The sequence below is a fragment of the Neorhizobium sp. PAMB6630 genome (assembly GCF_058242775.1).
Genome location: NZ_CM177836.1, coordinates 1,419,481 through 1,435,846 on the forward strand (window position 1 = coordinate 1,419,481; position 16,366 = coordinate 1,435,846).

Consider the following 16,366-nt stretch of genomic DNA (forward strand, 5'->3'; position numbering starts at 1 on the left):
CGCACCTTTCGCCAGCCCTTTGGCGGGAGGTTCTTTTTGATCCGGAAAGGCAGATCCATTGATGTTCAGGCAGGGTTTTGATCCGCAACCGACCCTTGAAGGCAAGACGATTGCCATCCGGCCGCTGACGTCAGAGGACTGGGACGGCCTGTTTGCCGCAGCCGGACACCCCGCCGTCTGGGCCGGCCATCCCGCCAGCGACCGTTACACGCGTGAAAAGTTCGAACCCTATTTCGGGCTGTTGCTGGAAAGTGGCAGCACCGTTGCCGTGATTGATCGGGCAAAGAATACCATTATCGGCTGCTCGCGTTATTATCCTGCCCCGGACCGGGAGGACAGCCTGTCGATTGGCTATACCTTCATCAACCACGAATATTGGGGTGGGCCGACAAATTTCGAGCTGAAGCGGCTGATGCTCGACCATGCATTCGAGCAGTACGACGAAGTCTGGTTCCACATCGCACCAACGAACATCAGGTCGCAGAAGGCGGTTGCCAAGCTTGGTGCGGAAAACATGTATGAGACGGTGTTGAACCTCTCCGGCGTGCCTGCCGCAGCATTCTGTTTTCGCCTCGCCAAAAACGCCTGGCTGCTGCACCGCAAGATGCGCGATGCTGCTGAATAAGAGAGTGGCTGAGGAGAGGTAGAGCCACCGGTCTTAAAACCGATGGCTCTCTTGTCGTCAGAGCTTTGCGCCGTTTTCCTGGATCACCTTGGTCAGGCTGCCGTCCGCTGGAAACAGCGGAATGAGGCAGGCCTGGAAGGCGTGGTAGATATCGCCCTTGCCGGGAAACAGCGTGTTGGCGGGCACGAGATCTTCCGTCAGTTCCTCAAACCAGCCGCCGTGGTCGCGGTCGATGAAACTCTTCTCGATGACAGACCAGATGCGGCGGTAGCTGTCTTCGTGGAAGCTGCCACCGACATGGGCGTTGAGGAAGTGGGCGGCACCCGCTGCCTCGCACATCGGCCACCACAGCTTGCTCTTCTTTTCCGGCACATCCTGCCAGTCGAGCGTGTAGAAGAAGCCGCCTTTGTCCGCGTCCCAGCCGAGCGTCATCGAACGTTCGAACAGCGCGGTTGCCGCTTCCGGCATCCAGGCATGCGCCTTGCCGCCCAGCGTATAAAGCTGGAGGAGGAGGCGGGCCCATTCCAGCCAGTGGCCGGGCGTGGTGCCGGCCGGGCGGAACATCTCGTTCGGGTGGTAATAGCTGCGGTCGACCACCCATTCCTCGGAAAAGTGCTCGGCGACGCGAAACCCTTCTTCGCGGGCGCGGCGATTGATCAGGAGGTCGGCGATCCGCTCGGCCTTCTTGAGGTAATGGCTTTCACCCGTTGCCTCGAAGGCGGCCATCAGGCTTTCGGTGAGGTGCATGTTGGAGTTCTGGCCGCGATAACCGGCGACGGGCTGCCAGTCTTCTGAAAACTCTTCGGCAATCGCGCCGTGGCGCTCTTCCCAGAATTTCGTCTCGATCACCTCGGTGATATCGGCAAGCATCCGGTCGGCCAGCGGATGGCCGATGACCTTGGCGGAGGAGGCGGCGAGCAGCACGAAGGCGTGGCCATACCCCTGCTTGGAGGCGTCTGCAGCGCCCTCATCGTTCGCCTGCCAGAAATAACCGCCGTTCTTTACGTCGCGGTGCTTTTCCCAGAGGTAGCGCATGCCGTGATCGACCACGTCGGCGGCACCGGGCCGGCCGAGGAGATCGGCAATGGCAAAACAATGCACCATGCGGGCGCTGGCATGAATGCCACGGGCCGGATTATCGGTGGAAAGCGGCGCGCCCGCCCGGTCGAGGTCATAAAAGCCACCCTTCGGGTTGATGGCCCGGGCTTGGAAAAAATCCATCAGGCCTTCCGCCTCGGCCAGCAGCCAGTGACGGTGATAGGGGCGATCTGCCCAATAGGGGCTCAGTTTTCCGGCTGCGATCATAAGGACTCCGAAACGACGACGTGTGAAACTGGACGGGATGGAACCGGAATTTTCTATACCGTCCGCCCGCTCGTCTGTCATGATGAAACCATGAAGGCTGAGCTGGATTCGGTGCCAATGCCATCGGGGTTCAATGGCTGTTTCGGCCGCCGGGTTCGCAATTTTGAAGAAGGCTGCGGCGTATCGTGTTCTTCTTGCTTCACATTGACATAAAGATATCTTTATGTGATTAAACGGAACGATAAAATTCAGGCTGGAGGAAAGCGCCCATGTTCGATCATCTCTTCGGTGCCGAAGGTGCGCAACGCAACGGCGGGGACATTTTCGAGGCGCTGGCCAAGGCCGCGCGCGAACGCATTCTCATTCTCGACGGCGCCATGGGCACGCAGATCCAGGGGCTGGGGTTTGACGAGGACCATTTCCGCGGCGATCGTTTTCTCGGCTGCGCCTGCCACCAGCAGGGCAATAACGACCTTCTGATCCTCACCCAGCCGCAGGCCATCGAGGATATCCATTATCGTTATGCCAAGGCCGGTGCCGATATCATCGAGACCAACACCTTCTCCTCCACCCGCATCGCGCAGGCGGATTACCAAATGGAAGGCGCTGTCTACGATCTCAACAAGGAAGGCGCGCAGGTGGTGCGCCGCGCCATCGAGCGGGCCATGCGCGAGGATGGCAAGCGCCGTTTTGTCGCCGGCGCCATCGGCCCGACCAACCGCACCGCCTCCATTTCGCCTGATGTGAACAATCCCGGTTATCGCGCCGTGTCCTTCGACGATCTGCGCTTGGCTTATGCCGAGCAGATCGACGGCCTGATCGATGGCGGCGCCGACCTCATCCTGATCGAGACGATTTTCGATACGCTGAACGCCAAGGCGGCGATCTTTGCCTGCGAGGAACGTTTTAAGGAAAAGGGCATCCGCCTGCCGGTGATGATCTCGGGCACGATCACCGACCTCTCCGGCCGCACGCTGTCTGGCCAGACACCGACGGCCTTCTGGAATTCGGTGAGCCACGCAAAGCCCTTCACCATCGGCTTCAACTGCGCGCTCGGCGCCGATGCCATGCTGCCGCATCTGCAGGAAGTCTCGGCCATTGCCGATACGTTTGTCTGCGCCTATCCGAATGCCGGCCTGCCCAACGAATTCGGCCAGTACGACCAGTCGCCGGATGACATGGCCCGCCAGGTCAAGGAATTTGCCCGCGAGGGCCTGATCAACGTCATCGGCGGCTGCTGCGGCTCGACGCCCGAGCATATCGAGGCGATTGCCGAAGCCGTTTCGTCCTTCGAGCCGCGTAAGGTGCCGGAGCGCCGTTCCTTCATGTCGCTGTCGGGGCTTGAGCCGTTCACGCTGACCAAGGACATTCCCTTCGTCAACGTCGGCGAGCGCACCAATGTCACCGGCTCGGCAAAATTCCGCAAGCTCATTACGGCGGCCGATTATACCGCCGCACTCGCCGTTGCCCGCGACCAGGTGGAAAACGGCGCGCAGATCATCGACATCAACATGGACGAGGGCCTGATCGATTCCGGCCGCGCCATGGTTGAGTTTTTGAACCTCATCGCCGCAGAACCCGATATCGCCCGCGTGCCCGTGATGATCGACTCATCCAAGTTCGAGATCATCGAGGCCGGCCTTAAATGCGTGCAGGGTAAGTCGGTGGTGAATTCCATCTCGCTGAAGGAAGGCGAGGAGAATTTTGTCCGCCAGGGCCAGCTGATCCGCCGTTATGGCGCCGCCGTCGTCGTGATGGCGTTCGACGAGCAGGGGCAGGCGGATACCTATGAGCGCAAGGTGCAGATCTGCCGCCGCGCCTACAAGATCCTGACCGAAGAGGCGGGTTTTCCGCCTGAGGACATCATCTTCGATCCGAACATCTTTGCTGTCGCGACCGGTATCGAGGAACACAACAATTACGGCGTCGATTTCATCGAGGCGACGCGCACGATCCGCAAGGAAATGCCGCTCGTTCACATCTCCGGCGGCGTGTCGAACCTCTCCTTCTCGTTCCGCGGCAATGAGCCGGTGCGCGAGGCCATGCATGCGGTGTTCCTCTATCACTGCATCCAGGCCGGCATGGACATGGGCATCGTCAACGCCGGTCAGCTGGCGATCTACGAAAACATTGATGCGGAGTTGCGCGAGGCCTGCGAGGACGTGGTGCTGAACCGCCGGCCCGATGGCACGGAACGGCTGCTGACGGTTGCCGAACGCTATCGCGGTGCGGCCGGCAAAGAAGCCAAGGCGCAGGATCTGACCTGGCGCGAATGGCCGGTCGCCAAGCGTCTCGAACATGCGCTGGTGAACGGCATCACCGACTATATCGACGCCGATACCGAAGAGGCTCGTCTTGAGGCGGACCGTCCGCTGCATGTCATCGAAGGGCCTCTGATGGCCGGCATGAATGTCGTCGGCGATCTCTTCGGCTCCGGAAAGATGTTCCTGCCGCAGGTGGTCAAATCCGCCCGCGTGATGAAGCAGGCGGTGGCTGTGCTTTTGCCCTACATGGAAGAGGAAAAGCGCCTGAACGGCGGCGAGCAGCGCAAATCCGCCGGCAAGGTGCTGATGGCAACCGTGAAGGGCGACGTCCACGATATCGGCAAGAACATCGTTGGCGTCGTGCTCGCCTGCAACAATTACGAGATCATCGATCTCGGCGTCATGGTGCCCGCCACAAAGATCCTCGAGACGGCGATTGCCGAAAAGGTCGATGTCATCGGTCTGTCGGGCCTCATCACGCCGTCGCTTGATGAAATGGTGCATGTCGCCTCTGAAATGGAGCGGCAGGGCTTTGACATTCCGCTGCTGATCGGTGGCGCTACCACCAGCCGCGTCCACACGGCCGTGAAAATCCATCCGAAATACAATGCCGGTCAGGCGATTTATGTGACCGATGCCAGCCGCGCTGTCGGCGTCGTGTCGAACCTTCTCGCCGAAGGCGGCCGCACCGATTACGTGGAAAACATCCGCGCCGAATATGCCAAGGTGGCCGCCGCCCATGCCCGTTCGGAAGCCGACAAGATCCGCCTGCCGATCGCGCGCGCCCGCGCCAATGCGCAGAAGGTGGATTGGGCAGCCTTTGAACCGAAGGCACCCTCCTTCCTCGGCACGAAGGTTTTCGAGGATTACGCGCTGGAAAACCTCGTTCCCTATATCGACTGGACGCCTTTTTTCCAGACCTGGGAACTGAAGGGTCGTTATCCCGCCATTCTGCAGGACGAGAAACAGGGCGAGGCGGCGCGCCAGCTTTATGCCGATGCGCAGGCGATGCTGAAAAAGATCGTCGAGGAAAAGTGGTTCCGCCCGCGCGCCGTCATCGGTTTCTGGCCGGCCAATGCGGTGGGCGACGATATCCGCCTCTACACCGACGACAGCCGGAAAGAGGAGCTGGCAACCTTCTTCACCCTGCGTCAGCAGCTTTCCAAGCGGGATGGGCGACCGAACGTGGCGCTCTCCGATTTCGTCGCACCGGTTGACAGCGGCAAGGCCGATTATGTCGGCGGTTTCGTGGTGACGGCGGGTATCGAGGAAGTGGCGATTGCCGAACGTTTCGAACGCGCCAACGACGACTATTCGTCCATCCTCGTCAAGGCGCTGGCCGACCGTTTTGCCGAAGCCTTTGCCGAGCGCATGCACGAACAGGTGCGCCGCGACTACTGGGGTTATGCCGCCGGCGAAACGCTTTCGCCCGAAGACATGATCTCGGAAACCTATGCCGGCATCCGTCCGGCACCCGGTTATCCCGCCCAGCCCGACCACACGGAAAAGCGCACGCTGTTTGATCTTTTGAAGGCAGAAGACACGACCGGCGTGGTTTTGACGGAAAGCTTTGCCATGTGGCCCGGCTCCTCCGTTTCCGGCCTCTATATCGGCCACCCCGACAGCTATTATTTCGGCGTCGCCAAGGTCGAGCGCGACCAGGTGGAAGACTATTCCCGCCGCAAGGGCATGGCCGTGGAAGAAATCGAACGCTGGTTGGGGCCGGTGCTGAATTATGTGCCGCAATCGGCAGAGGTGGAGGAGGATGCGGCGGCCTGAGCCGGTCAGCTTGGCGTCAACCGTTAGACAGTGTTGCCTTCCCCGGTCCGGGGAAGGAGAGGTGCGGAATAAGCCAGCCCAGTGAGCAGCTTCTTCAGGCAGCCTTGTAACGCTCGATCCGCTCAAGTTCCTCGCGCAGATGAGCGGCCTCGATCTTGAGATCGTAGCTGGCCTGCAGGTTCGTCCAGAATTCCGGCGACGTGCCGAAGAACTTTGCCAGTCGAAGCGCCGTATCCGTCGTGACCGGCGCCGTTTCCTTGACGATGCGCTCGATCCGGGTGCGGGGCACGCCGAGCTTCTTTGCCAGCGCGCCAGCGCTCATATCGAGTGGCAGAAGATAGTCTTCAAGCAGGATTTCGCCTGGATGAACCGGCGGCAAGATATCCGTCATGGCTCAAGCCTCCTTCCAACGCTGCCTTGCTCAATGATAGTCGACAATCTCAACCTCATCTGCACCGCCATCTTTCCAGATAAAACAGATACGCCATTGATCGTTGATCCGGATCGAGTATCGACCGGCTCTATCGCCTCTCAACGCTTCCAGACGGTTGCCGGGAGGAGACCGCAGATCGTCCAGCACTGTGGCAGCATTGATTATCGTCAGCTTACGGATCGCAGCCTTCACGATGTCTGCCGGAAATCCCTTCGGCGCCCGCCATGCCGCGACGCTTTCGGTTCGGGTATCGCGAAAGGAACGGATCACGCTGCACCCGATCAGTTTTGTATCGTGCCGTGATACATAGCATGGAGATGGCGTTAATAAAAGGGCTGAAGTCTACACTTCAAACACGCTCACGCCTCCACCCGCACCAGATTCGCTGTCGTATCGTCGCACTGCTTAAAGCGCGGATATTTTAGGCCATCTGGGTCCACCTCGCGTTCGAGATGGCGAAGCTCTGCGACCAGCGCGCCAAGGCCGGCGGTGGCGGCGCGTTGGATGAGGGTGGCGGGGTCATAGGTGCCGTAGAGGCTGACGAGATCGGCTAGGCCGTCGGAACAGACGAGGGCGGTGGCGCCGCCTTGGAGCGGGATGGCGTGGCGCACCAGATGGTCGGCGGCATCAGGCACGAGGCCGAGCGACCAGACCCAGCCGTCCGGCGTGTTCTGGCGCTCGCGGTTGCGGCGCAGTTCCGCAAGCGTCTCCGGGTCGCCAAGCGCTGCACCGGAGGCTCCGATGCCGCCGACGCGCTCCACATGGCGGCGGGCGGCAGCCTGTTCGCGGGCAAAGGCATCGGGCAGCGCGATGAAGGTTTCCGCGCGGCCATCGTCGTGCAGGAGATAAACGACACTGTCGCCGAGGCCGAAGAAGTCCAGCCCGTCCTCCGTCACGCGAAGCCCGGCAAGGGCCGCGAGCGGCCAGGCATAACGGGGTTGTTCTCCGGCGGTCCCATCGAAGATTTTTCGCGCATCGGTGCTGATGCGGCGCAGGAGATCGGCAACGGCCGTTTCCGGGGTCAGTTCGACGGCAAGCCGCCGGGATGCGTACTCGGCGATCCAGGCGGCATCGCTGCCATGTTCGGTCATGAACTGCCGGTCGCCAAGCCCGGTCGCGCCATCAACCACGAAGGCTGCGGTGCGGTTGAAGCCAAAACGGTCTTCGTTGGGGCGGCCGGGCTTGCCGGCATCGGAGAGGGTGGCGATGACGTCGAGGCTATAGGTCATGCGATGCTACTCAAAACGGTCGATGATGCTGATGCCGCTTTCGCGAAACGTGTCCATGGCGGGCAGCGCCTCTGCGGCAACGGTGAGGCTGATATGGCGACCGATCAGCTTTTCCGGCGAAAGCTGCCCCGTCTCGATCATGGCGAGCATGGCATCGTAGCGCCAGGCCTGCATGCCGTGGCTGCCGTAGATTTCCAGCTCATGCGCAATCACCCGCCCCATGGGGATTTGCGGCATGGCGTGATCGGCCAGCATCAGGCCCACCTGTACATGACGGCCGCGGCGGCGAAGGTTGGAGATGGAATTGCAGCAGGTCTGCGGATGGCCGAGCGCATCGACGGAGACATGCGCGCCGCCGCCGGTCGCATCGCGAACGGCCTCGGCCACGTCGCTCACGCTGTGGCTGTTGATCGTGATCTCAGCGCCAAGTTCACGCGCCAGCGCCAGCTTGTCTTCGGCAATGTCGATGGCAATGACGCGGGCGCCTAGCCCACGGCCGATCATGATGGCGGAGAGGCCGACACCACCGCAGCCGTGAACCGCCAGCCACTCGCCACCCTTCAGCCGCCCCTGATCCACCACCGCACGAAACGAGGTGGCAAAGCGGCAGCCAAGGCTTGCGGCTGTCGCATAGGACATGGCCTCCGGTAACGTGACGAGGTTCTGCTCTGCATGATCGATCGCGACATATTCGGCAAACGATCCCCAATGGGTAAAGCCCGGCTGGAATTGCGTTTCGCAGACCTGTTGATTGCCGGAGCGGCATTCATGGCAATGGCCGCAGCCGGACACGAATGGCACGGTCACGCGGTCGCCCACCTTGAAGCGGCGCACGTCGCGTCCGGTGGCGGTAATCACGCCGGCAAATTCGTGGCCGGGCACATGTGGCAGCGTGATGTCGGTGTCATGGCCCATCCAGCCGTGCCAGTCGCTGCGGCATAGCCCCGTCGCCTTGACCGCGATCACCACGCCATCGTCGGAGGGTGTGGGATCGGGCAGGGTGGCAACCTTCGGTGTCTCGCCGAACCGTTCGAAATAAAGTGCGCGCATCCTGACGTCCCTCTTTCATCAAATCCCGGCCATCCGTAGCCCGATTTGCCACGGGATGGAAAGACGCGGATGGCCCGGTTCCTCAGATCGAGGGCGGGCGAGGATCAGTCGCCCAGCACCATCAAGCCGTCCTTCTGCAGGGTCAGCGACAGGGTTTCACCGGCCTTCGGCCGCAGAGCGGAAGGATGGTTGAAAATGTCGAAGGAGATGACGTTGCCGCCGACATCGACCTTGGTGCGCATCACCGAACCGAGGAAATTCGATGACATCACGGTGCCGGTCAGCGCCGCCGGTCCGGTGGAAGGCCCGGCAACCATCGCGGCTTCCGGCCGGAAGGCGACCGAGATCGACTGGCCATCGGCCTTGCCGCTGACGGGCTGCGGCAGGCTGACCAGTTCTTCACCGATCTTCACCACGCCGGTGGCGCCATTAACAAGCGTTGCCTCGATGACATTCAGCGTGCCGACGAAATTGGCGACAAAGCGGGTTGCCGGGCGGTTGTAGATCTCCGGTGCGGTGCCGATCTGGTCGGCCTTGCCGCCGTTCATCACGACGATACGGTCGGAAATCGACAGTGCCTCTTCCTGGTCATGGGTCACGAAGACGGTGGTGATGCCGAGATGGCGCTGGATCTGGCGGATTTCTTCGCGCAGCGACACGCGGATCTTGGCGTCGAGCGCCGAGAGCGGCTCATCGAGCAAAAGCACCTCCGGTTTTGGCGCCAGCGCCCGGGCAAGCGCCACGCGCTGCTGCTGGCCACCGGACATCTGGTAGGGATAGCGGTCGGCCAGGTGCTCGAGATGAATGAGCTTCAGCATCTCCTTCACGCGGCTTTCGATCTCGCTTTTCGGTTTGCCCGCGACCTTCAGGCCGAAGGCGACATTGTCGAAGACGTTCATGTTGGGAAACAGCGCATAGGCCTGGAACACCATGCCGATATTGCGCTGGTTCGGACGAAGATGCGTCTGGTCCTTGCCGGCAATTTCAATGGTGCCGCCGGTCGGGATCTCGAAGCCGGCGATCATGCGCAGCACCGTCGTTTTGCCGCAGCCGGATGGGCCGAGGAAGGACACGAACTCGCCCTTGTCGATCGTCATGTTGAAATCATGCACGACCTTCACGGAACCGAAGGACTTTTGCAGATGGGTCAGTGTCAGAAAGCTCATGGATGAAAAGTCCTCAAACCGGGCGCTGCGCGGATTTCTGGAAGCGCGAGACAAGCTGGATCAGGCCCAGGCAGCCCCAGGTGATGGCAAAGGCAATGACGGCAAGGGCGGCCGGCTCATAGGCACGGTTGGCGCCGAGAACCTGCATGTAGGGCCCGAAGGCCGGCCGGTTGAGCAGAGCTGCCATGGTGAATTCGCCGATGACGATGGCAAAGGTCAGGAAGGCGCCCGAAAGCACCGCCACCAGCACATTCGGCAGAATGATGCGGGTGATGATGGTGAACCAGCCGGCGCCAAGGCTTTGTGCCGCTTCCGTCAGTGTCGTCACATCGATGGTGCGAAGGCCCGTATCGACCGCGCGGTACATGTAGGGAAGGGCAAGCATCGTATAACCGGCCACCAGCAGCACATCGGTGCCGAGTGCAGTGCCGGTGAGCGGCAGCCAGCTCGATGTGTTGTAAAGCCTGATGTAACCGAACACCACGACGATGGCCGGAATGACCAGCGGCAGGAGCGTGACGAATTCCACGTAAGGCCGCAGGAACGGCAGCTTCAGCCGCACCCAATAGGCGGTGGGCACAACAAGGAACACGCCGACGAGAATGGTCAGCAGCGCAAGCGTGACCGAATAGGTGAAGGTTTCCTGGAAACGCGTGTCGGCGAGCACTTTTGCATAGGCATCGAAGGAATAGACGCCGCGGCGCATTTTCAGCGAAAAGTTGGTCATGCCGATCAGCGGCAGGATGAAATAGAGGAGGCCGATGATCAACGCTCCCCAGGCCCAGAAACGCTTCATTTCATCCACCTTTCGCTGCGGGCGCGCAGCCAGATGTAAACCGTGTTGGCAACGCCGGTGACGGCGATCATGCCGAAGGCCAGCGCATAACCGAGATGCGGATCACCCAGCACGTCGCCGCGGATCTGCGCAAACAGCAGGATCGGAACGATGCTGAGCGAAGAGCCGGTGAGTGCGATGGCTGTGGCAACCGCGCCGAAGGCATTGGCGAAAAGAAGGGCAAATGTGCCGAGGATCGCGGGCGTGAGGATCGGCAGCGCTACCATGCGCCAATACTGCGCGTTCGTGGCGCCGAGGATGGAGGCCGCCTCGCGCCATTCTTTCTTCAACCCGTCAAGCGCCGGCGTGATGATGAGGATCATCAGCGGGATCTGGAAGAAGAGATAGGTGAGCGTCAGCCCCCAGAAGGAGAGGAGGTTAAAGCCGAGCATGCGCAGGTTGATGCCAAGCTCGGTCTGCAGAAAGACGGTGATGAAGCCGACGGGGCCAAGCGTTGCCAGAAAGGCAAAGGCCAGCGGCACGCCAGCAAAGTTTGAGGCGACCCCGGAAAACGTCATGAGCGGCCCGCGAATGGCGCGCGGCAGGCCGCCGAGCACAACGGCGGCAGCGGTGCCAAAACCGATCAGGCAGCCGAAAAAGGCCGATGCCATGCTGATGCGGATCGAGATGCCATAGGCGGCAAGGATCGACGGCGTGAACAGATTGCCGATATTTTGAAAGGTAAAGCTTCCGTCCGGCCGCTGGAACGCGCCGATAACGATCTTCATCGTCGGCATGATGAGGAAAAGCAGCACAAAGATCGCGAACGGCAGGATGCCGAGCCAGTGGAAAGGCAGGCGCATGCGCCTCGCCGGGAAGGGCCCGGTCGGTGGGTTCGGTGACGTCATTCCCCTCAATTCCGTTTTTGTTTCAGGCAACGGTTATTGTTCAAAGAGTGCAACGTTGCCCCGGCATTTGCAACCGGGGCAACGGATTTCAGGTCTTACTTGACGTTTGCGCCAACGACGCTGTCCCAGGCGCCGGTGACGGCAGCCTTGTTGGCATCGACTTCTTCGAGCGTCGGGAAGTAGGCCTTTTCATAGGCAGCAGCCGGCGGCAGCTTGTCGAGCAGATCCTTCGGGATCTTGTTTGCCTTGGCCATCGCGTTGAAGCGGATCGGGTGGCAGTAGCCCTTCAGCCAGCCAAGTTGACCAGCGTCCGAATAGAGGTGTTCCATCCACAGCTTTGCAGCGTTCGGATGCGGCGCATAGGCGGAAATGCCCTGCACGTAGACGCCGGCGAGAACGCCGGAGGCGGGAACGACGACTTCAACCGGCGGGTTGCCGGCCAGCGTGTCCTTGGCGGCAAGCGCGTTATAGTCCCACATCACGACGATCGGGGTGGCACCCTGGGCAAGCGTGCCCGACTTGCCGATGACAGGCACGAAGTTGCCGGCCTTGTTCAGTTCGCCGAAATATTTGAGACCGGCTTCGCCGGCTTCCTTGCCAGCCTTTGCGCCGCTTGCGAGGCCGGCAGCGAGAACACCGAGAATGGCCTGGTTGGAGGCGCGCGGATCACCGGCAAGAGCGACCTGACCGGCATATTCCGGCTTCTTCAGGTCCGACCAGTCAGCCGGTGTGTTCTTGACCAGATCCTTGTTCACCAGCAGCGACATGACGCCGTAATAGTCGCCGTACCAGTAGCCTTCGGCATCCTTGACGTTGTCGGGGATCTCGCTCCAGGTGGAGACCTTGTACGGCTGAAGAAGGCCTTCCTTCTTCATCTGCGGGCCGAATGCGAGACCAACGTCCACGACGTCAGGCGCCTGCGGGCCCTTGTTGTCCTTGTTGGCCTTGATGGCTTCCACTTCGTCGGCCGAACCGGCGTCCGGGTTCAGTTCGTTGACGGTGATTTCCGGATACTTCTTCTTGAAGTCTGCGATGACTTCGCCGTAGCCGCACCAGTCATGCGGAAGGGCAACGGTGGTCAGCATGCCTTCTTTCTTGGCGGCAGCGATGAGTTCGGCGCTCGGCTCTGCAAAGGCAAAGCTGGTCGATGCAACGACGATCGCAGTCGTCAGAGACAGCATACGTTGGGTCTTGGACATCACGTTTTTCTCCTCAAGGTTTTGGTTGGTGGCGCGACAAGTAGAGGCAGTTGATGAATGGCATGTGACAGTATCGGTTTGTATCCCGCAAGCGTCGCTTATGATGCGATGCGCGAATTTTCTCCTTTTTTCAGTTATTTGCCCCGGTCCTTCGGCTCGGGGCGGCGAAACAGCCGGCTGCGTTCGAACAGAGCCTCCAGCGAATTCATGCGTTCGCGGGTTCGCTCCCAGGTGGCACTCTGTACCGCCTCGATCAGCGCTTCGACGGTAAACAGGGTGACGACGGATGAATCCCAAGCGGACGGGGCTTCAATGGCCACCTTGAACACGTGGCGGGCATGGCGGGCGACGGGAGAGGCCCAGACATCGGTGAACAGAATGATCACCACGCCGCTGGCCGCTGCTGCCTCGGCAAGCGTTGCCAGCTCCTGCTCGTAACGGCGGATATCGAAGATCACCAGCACGTCGCCGGCGGACATGTTGAGAAGATATTGCGGCCAGGAACTGCGATTGGTCGAGATCAGCGTGGTTTTTGGCCGGATCACCTGCATATGGGTGAAGAAATAATCGGCCAGCGCCCCGGTGATACGCCCGCCGACGAAATAGATGGCACGCTTGTCGTCGCGCAACAGATCGGCGGCATCGTCAAAGGCTGCGACATCGATGCTCGAGAGCGTGGTGCGCAGATTGTCGCTGACGGCCTCGGCAAAGCGATTGAGGACATGGGCCGTCGGTGCGCCGGCTGCCCATCGGTCATGCTTGGCAATCGGGCTTGATATCGTCGCTTCGAGATCCTGGTGCAGATGCGCCTGGAATTCCGGGTAACCCTTGTAGCCGAGTTTCTGCACCATGCGGGCAACGGTTGGCGTGGATACGCCGGCATTGTCGGCCGTCACGGTAATGCTGCCCAGTCCCGACATCGGATAGTTGTCGATGAGACTTGCGGCGAGCTTTTTCTCGGCCGGCGTCAGTCCGTCGTAATGCAGACGGATCACATCCAGCACCGTATTCGATGATGATGTCACGACCTCTTTGTTCCCTTCCCGGTCTTTGCCGGTTTTGTGCAACTAAACTATCCTCAGGTGGGGCGAGTCAATCCACTCACTGAAAAGATTCTTTCAGGAAGTGGTTGACGACCGACTGTGTTTGAAGAATTCTCTTCTTGTCGAAGTCTGATACAGGCACGGAAACCTGATGACGTTTGCCCCGACCGATTTTCTGACCAGCGAGGATGAAAGCCCGGTTGCCATCGAGCGGGCGGATGCTGTTGGTGACGTGCTGCTGGTGTGCGAACATGCATCCCGCCGGTTGCCGGCGCGGCTGGGAACGCTCGGGCTGTCACAGGAGGCGCTTTCCTCGCATATCGCCTGGGATCCGGGCGCACTTGCCGTGGCCCGGCTGATGGCGGAAGGGCTTGATGCCTGCCTGATCTACCAGCGGTTTTCGCGCCTCGCGTTTGATTGCAACCGGCCACCGGGTGCGCCGGGGGCCATCCGCGACGTCAGTGAAGTGTTTCGTGTTCCCGGCAATGAAAACCTGTCGGAGACGGAAAAGGCCGCGCGGGCGCAGGCGCTCTATTATCCGTTCCACGACAGGATCGGCGCGGAACTCAAAGATCGGCACGCCCGGGGGCAGGCGACCGTTCTGGTGACCGTTCACTCGTTCACGCCGGTCTATTACGGCACGCCGCGCGCCGTCGAAATCGGCATCCTGCATGACGAGGACAGCCGTCTTGCCGACGCCATGCTGGCGGTCGCGGATGGCAACGCGCACTACCGGGTGGAGCGCAACGAACCCTATGGCCCGGCCGACGGTGTAACGCACACGCTCGTCCTGCATGCACTGCCGGCTGGCCTGCTGAACGTCATGATAGAGGTCAGGAACGATTTGATCGATACGGAAGCCGGGCAAAGGATCGTGGCCGGTTTTCTCACGGAGTTGCTGGCGAAAAGCCTTCGCGACATCCAAAGATAAGATCCAGGGGAGCAGTTGGTTGGCATGCCCGAGGTCTTGGGCCGCGGGGGTTGAAACTGGGCGGTCGCAATGACGCGGCCGATCTGCTGAGAGGGGAATGTCATGTCCGCTTATACAGACAAAGATAAAAAGCAGGATGTTCAAATCCTGCATTCCATGGGTTACGCGCAGGAACTGGAGCGTCGCATGAGCTCCTTTTCCAATTTCGCAATTTCATTTTCAATTATCTGCATTCTTTCGGGTGGTATCAACTCGCTCGGGCAGGCGACATCGGGCGCAGGCGGTGCGGCAATCGGCATCGGCTGGCCGCTCGGCTGCCTGATTTCCGGCATTTTTGCGCTTGGCCTTGCACAGATCAGCTCGGCCTATCCGACCGCCGGCGGGCTTTATCACTGGGGCTCCATCCTCGGAAACCGCTTCACCGGCTGGCTGTCTGCCTGGCTGAACCTGCTTGGCCTCGTGACGGTTCTCGGTGCCATCAATGTCGGCACCTTCTATTTCTTCTTCGGCGCCTTCGGTCCGGCCTTCGGCATCGAGGATACCCTCATGCACCGGGTCCTGTTCGTTGCGGCCATTACCGCGCTGCAGGCGCTGATCAACCATCTCGGCATCGGGCTGACGGCAAAGCTTACCGATTTCTCAGGTTATCTGATCTTTGCAACCGCGCTGATTCTCACGGCCGTGTGCCTGTTTGCAGCGCCAAGCTGGGAGTTTTCGCGCCTCTTCACCTTCGCCAATTATACCGGCACGGAAGGGGCAGCACTCGTCTGGCCAACGACCGTTTCGGGCGGCATGGCCTTCCTGCTCGGCCTGCTTTTGCCGATCTACACGATCACCGGCTATGACGCATCTGCTCATACGTCGGAAGAGACCGTGAAGGCTGCCCAATCGGTGCCGCGCGGCATGGTCTCCTCGGTCATCTGGGCCTCCGTTTTCGGTTATATCATGCTGTGCGCCTTCGTTCTGATGCTGCCCAGCATGGAAGAGGCGGCAAAGCAGGGCTGGAACGTGTTTTTCTGGGCCATGGATACCCAGGTGAATGCGACGCTGAAGACGGTTCTCTACGTGCTGATCTTCATCTCGCAGTTCCTCTGCGGCATGGCGACCGTGACGTCTCTCTCGCGCATGATCTTCGCCTTCTCGCGTGACAAGGGCCTGCCGGCCTCTTCGAAGCTTGCGAAGGTCAGCCCGAAATACCGCACGCCGGTTGCCGCGATCTGGACGGGATCGGTCTTGTCGATTCTGTTTGTCTGGTTCACCTCGGCCATCACCATTGCCGGAACGCCCGCCTATTCCATCGTGGTGTCCTGCACGGTGATCTTCCTGTTCCTGTCCTTCATGCTGCCGATTGCGCTTGGTCTTGGCGCCATCGGCACGGCCAAATGGCCGGCCATGGGGCCGTGGAACATGGGCATCGGCGCCTACAAGCTGGTCGCCGTTCTTGCCATCATCGCCATGATCGTGATCTTCTTCATCGGCGTGCAGCCGCCGAACGATTGGGCGCTGGAAATTACCGTCGGCTTCCTGGTGCTGACGGCCGTGGTGTGGTTCGTTTTCGAGAACCGCCGCTTCCAGGGCCCGCCGATTGGCGATGCCATTGCAAAGCGCAAGAGCGAAATCGCCGCTGCCGAGGCCGCCGTCGGAGAGGCGTGACGTAAC

14 protein-coding genes are annotated in these 16,366 nt (G+C 60.8%); 4 read left to right on the plus strand and 10 right to left on the minus strand.

Going from position 1 to position 16,366, the window contains the following annotated elements; translation table 11 throughout:
* Window positions 1-61: 61 nt before the first annotated feature.
* Window positions 62-625, plus strand: coding sequence for a GNAT family N-acetyltransferase (locus AC4CWF_RS06760; RefSeq protein ID WP_491284353.1), 564 nt, complete (start codon window positions 62-64; stop codon window positions 623-625).
* A 57-nt stretch (window positions 626-682) separates the two neighbouring features.
* Here the strand turns inward: AC4CWF_RS06760 and AC4CWF_RS06765 are convergent, their stop codons facing one another.
* The gene (locus AC4CWF_RS06765; protein ID WP_491284354.1) at window positions 683-1,930 is read right to left on the minus strand and encodes an AGE family epimerase/isomerase; all 1,248 of its coding nucleotides are present in this window, start codon (window positions 1,928-1,930) and stop codon (window positions 683-685) included.
* A 269-nt stretch (window positions 1,931-2,199) separates the two neighbouring features.
* Here AC4CWF_RS06765 and metH point away from each other — a divergent pair, with 269 nt between their 5' ends.
* A complete protein-coding gene (gene metH / locus AC4CWF_RS06770; protein WP_491284355.1) occupies window positions 2,200-5,973 on the plus strand; it encodes a methionine synthase in 3,774 nt (1,257 codons plus the stop codon).
* A 94-nt stretch (window positions 5,974-6,067) separates the two neighbouring features.
* On the opposite strand, the gene AC4CWF_RS06775 is transcribed toward metH, so the two are convergent.
* From AC4CWF_RS06775 to AC4CWF_RS06815, 9 genes are all read right to left on the minus strand, one after another.
* Window positions 6,068-6,364, minus strand: coding sequence for a HigA family addiction module antitoxin (locus AC4CWF_RS06775; protein WP_491284356.1), 297 nt, complete (start codon window positions 6,362-6,364; stop codon window positions 6,068-6,070).
* A gap of 30 nt (window positions 6,365-6,394) precedes the next feature.
* Window positions 6,395-6,676 carry a type II toxin-antitoxin system RelE/ParE family toxin gene (locus AC4CWF_RS06780; RefSeq protein WP_491284357.1) on the minus strand — a complete coding sequence of 94 codons (282 nt, stop codon included), beginning with the start codon at window positions 6,674-6,676 and terminating at the stop codon, window positions 6,395-6,397.
* Between the two features lie 89 nt (window positions 6,677-6,765).
* The gene (locus AC4CWF_RS06785) at window positions 6,766-7,635 is read right to left on the minus strand and encodes a protein phosphatase 2C domain-containing protein (RefSeq protein WP_491284358.1); all 870 of its coding nucleotides are present in this window, start codon (window positions 7,633-7,635) and stop codon (window positions 6,766-6,768) included.
* A 6-nt stretch (window positions 7,636-7,641) separates the two neighbouring features.
* The gene (locus AC4CWF_RS06790) at window positions 7,642-8,685 is read right to left on the minus strand and encodes a zinc-dependent alcohol dehydrogenase family protein (RefSeq protein WP_491284359.1); all 1,044 of its coding nucleotides are present in this window, start codon (window positions 8,683-8,685) and stop codon (window positions 7,642-7,644) included.
* A 104-nt stretch (window positions 8,686-8,789) separates the two neighbouring features.
* A complete protein-coding gene (locus AC4CWF_RS06795; protein ID WP_491284360.1) occupies window positions 8,790-9,851 on the minus strand; it encodes an ABC transporter ATP-binding protein in 1,062 nt (353 codons plus the stop codon).
* A gap of 13 nt (window positions 9,852-9,864) precedes the next feature.
* Window positions 9,865-10,647, minus strand: coding sequence for an ABC transporter permease (locus AC4CWF_RS06800; RefSeq protein ID WP_491284361.1), 783 nt, complete (start codon window positions 10,645-10,647; stop codon window positions 9,865-9,867).
* Window positions 10,644-11,534, minus strand: a complete 891-nt coding sequence (locus tag AC4CWF_RS06805) for an ABC transporter permease (RefSeq protein ID WP_491284362.1) — start codon at window positions 11,532-11,534, stop codon at window positions 10,644-10,646. The genes AC4CWF_RS06800 and AC4CWF_RS06805 overlap by 4 nt, the downstream gene beginning before the upstream one ends.
* A 95-nt stretch (window positions 11,535-11,629) precedes the next feature.
* Window positions 11,630-12,733 carry an ABC transporter substrate-binding protein gene (locus AC4CWF_RS06810; protein ID WP_491284363.1) on the minus strand — a complete coding sequence of 368 codons (1,104 nt, stop codon included), beginning with the start codon at window positions 12,731-12,733 and terminating at the stop codon, window positions 11,630-11,632.
* Window positions 12,734-12,867: 134 nt separating this feature from the next.
* A complete protein-coding gene (locus tag AC4CWF_RS06815) occupies window positions 12,868-13,758 on the minus strand; it encodes a MurR/RpiR family transcriptional regulator (RefSeq protein WP_491284364.1) in 891 nt (296 codons plus the stop codon).
* A 169-nt stretch (window positions 13,759-13,927) separates the two neighbouring features.
* On the opposite strand from AC4CWF_RS06815, the gene AC4CWF_RS06820 reads away from it, so the two are divergent.
* The gene (locus tag AC4CWF_RS06820; RefSeq protein WP_491284365.1) at window positions 13,928-14,707 is read left to right on the plus strand and encodes an N-formylglutamate amidohydrolase; all 780 of its coding nucleotides are present in this window, start codon (window positions 13,928-13,930) and stop codon (window positions 14,705-14,707) included.
* Between the two features lie 102 nt (window positions 14,708-14,809).
* The gene (locus AC4CWF_RS06825) at window positions 14,810-16,360 is read left to right on the plus strand and encodes an amino acid permease (RefSeq protein ID WP_491284366.1); all 1,551 of its coding nucleotides are present in this window, start codon (window positions 14,810-14,812) and stop codon (window positions 16,358-16,360) included.
* Window positions 16,361-16,366: the final 6 nt, after the last annotated feature.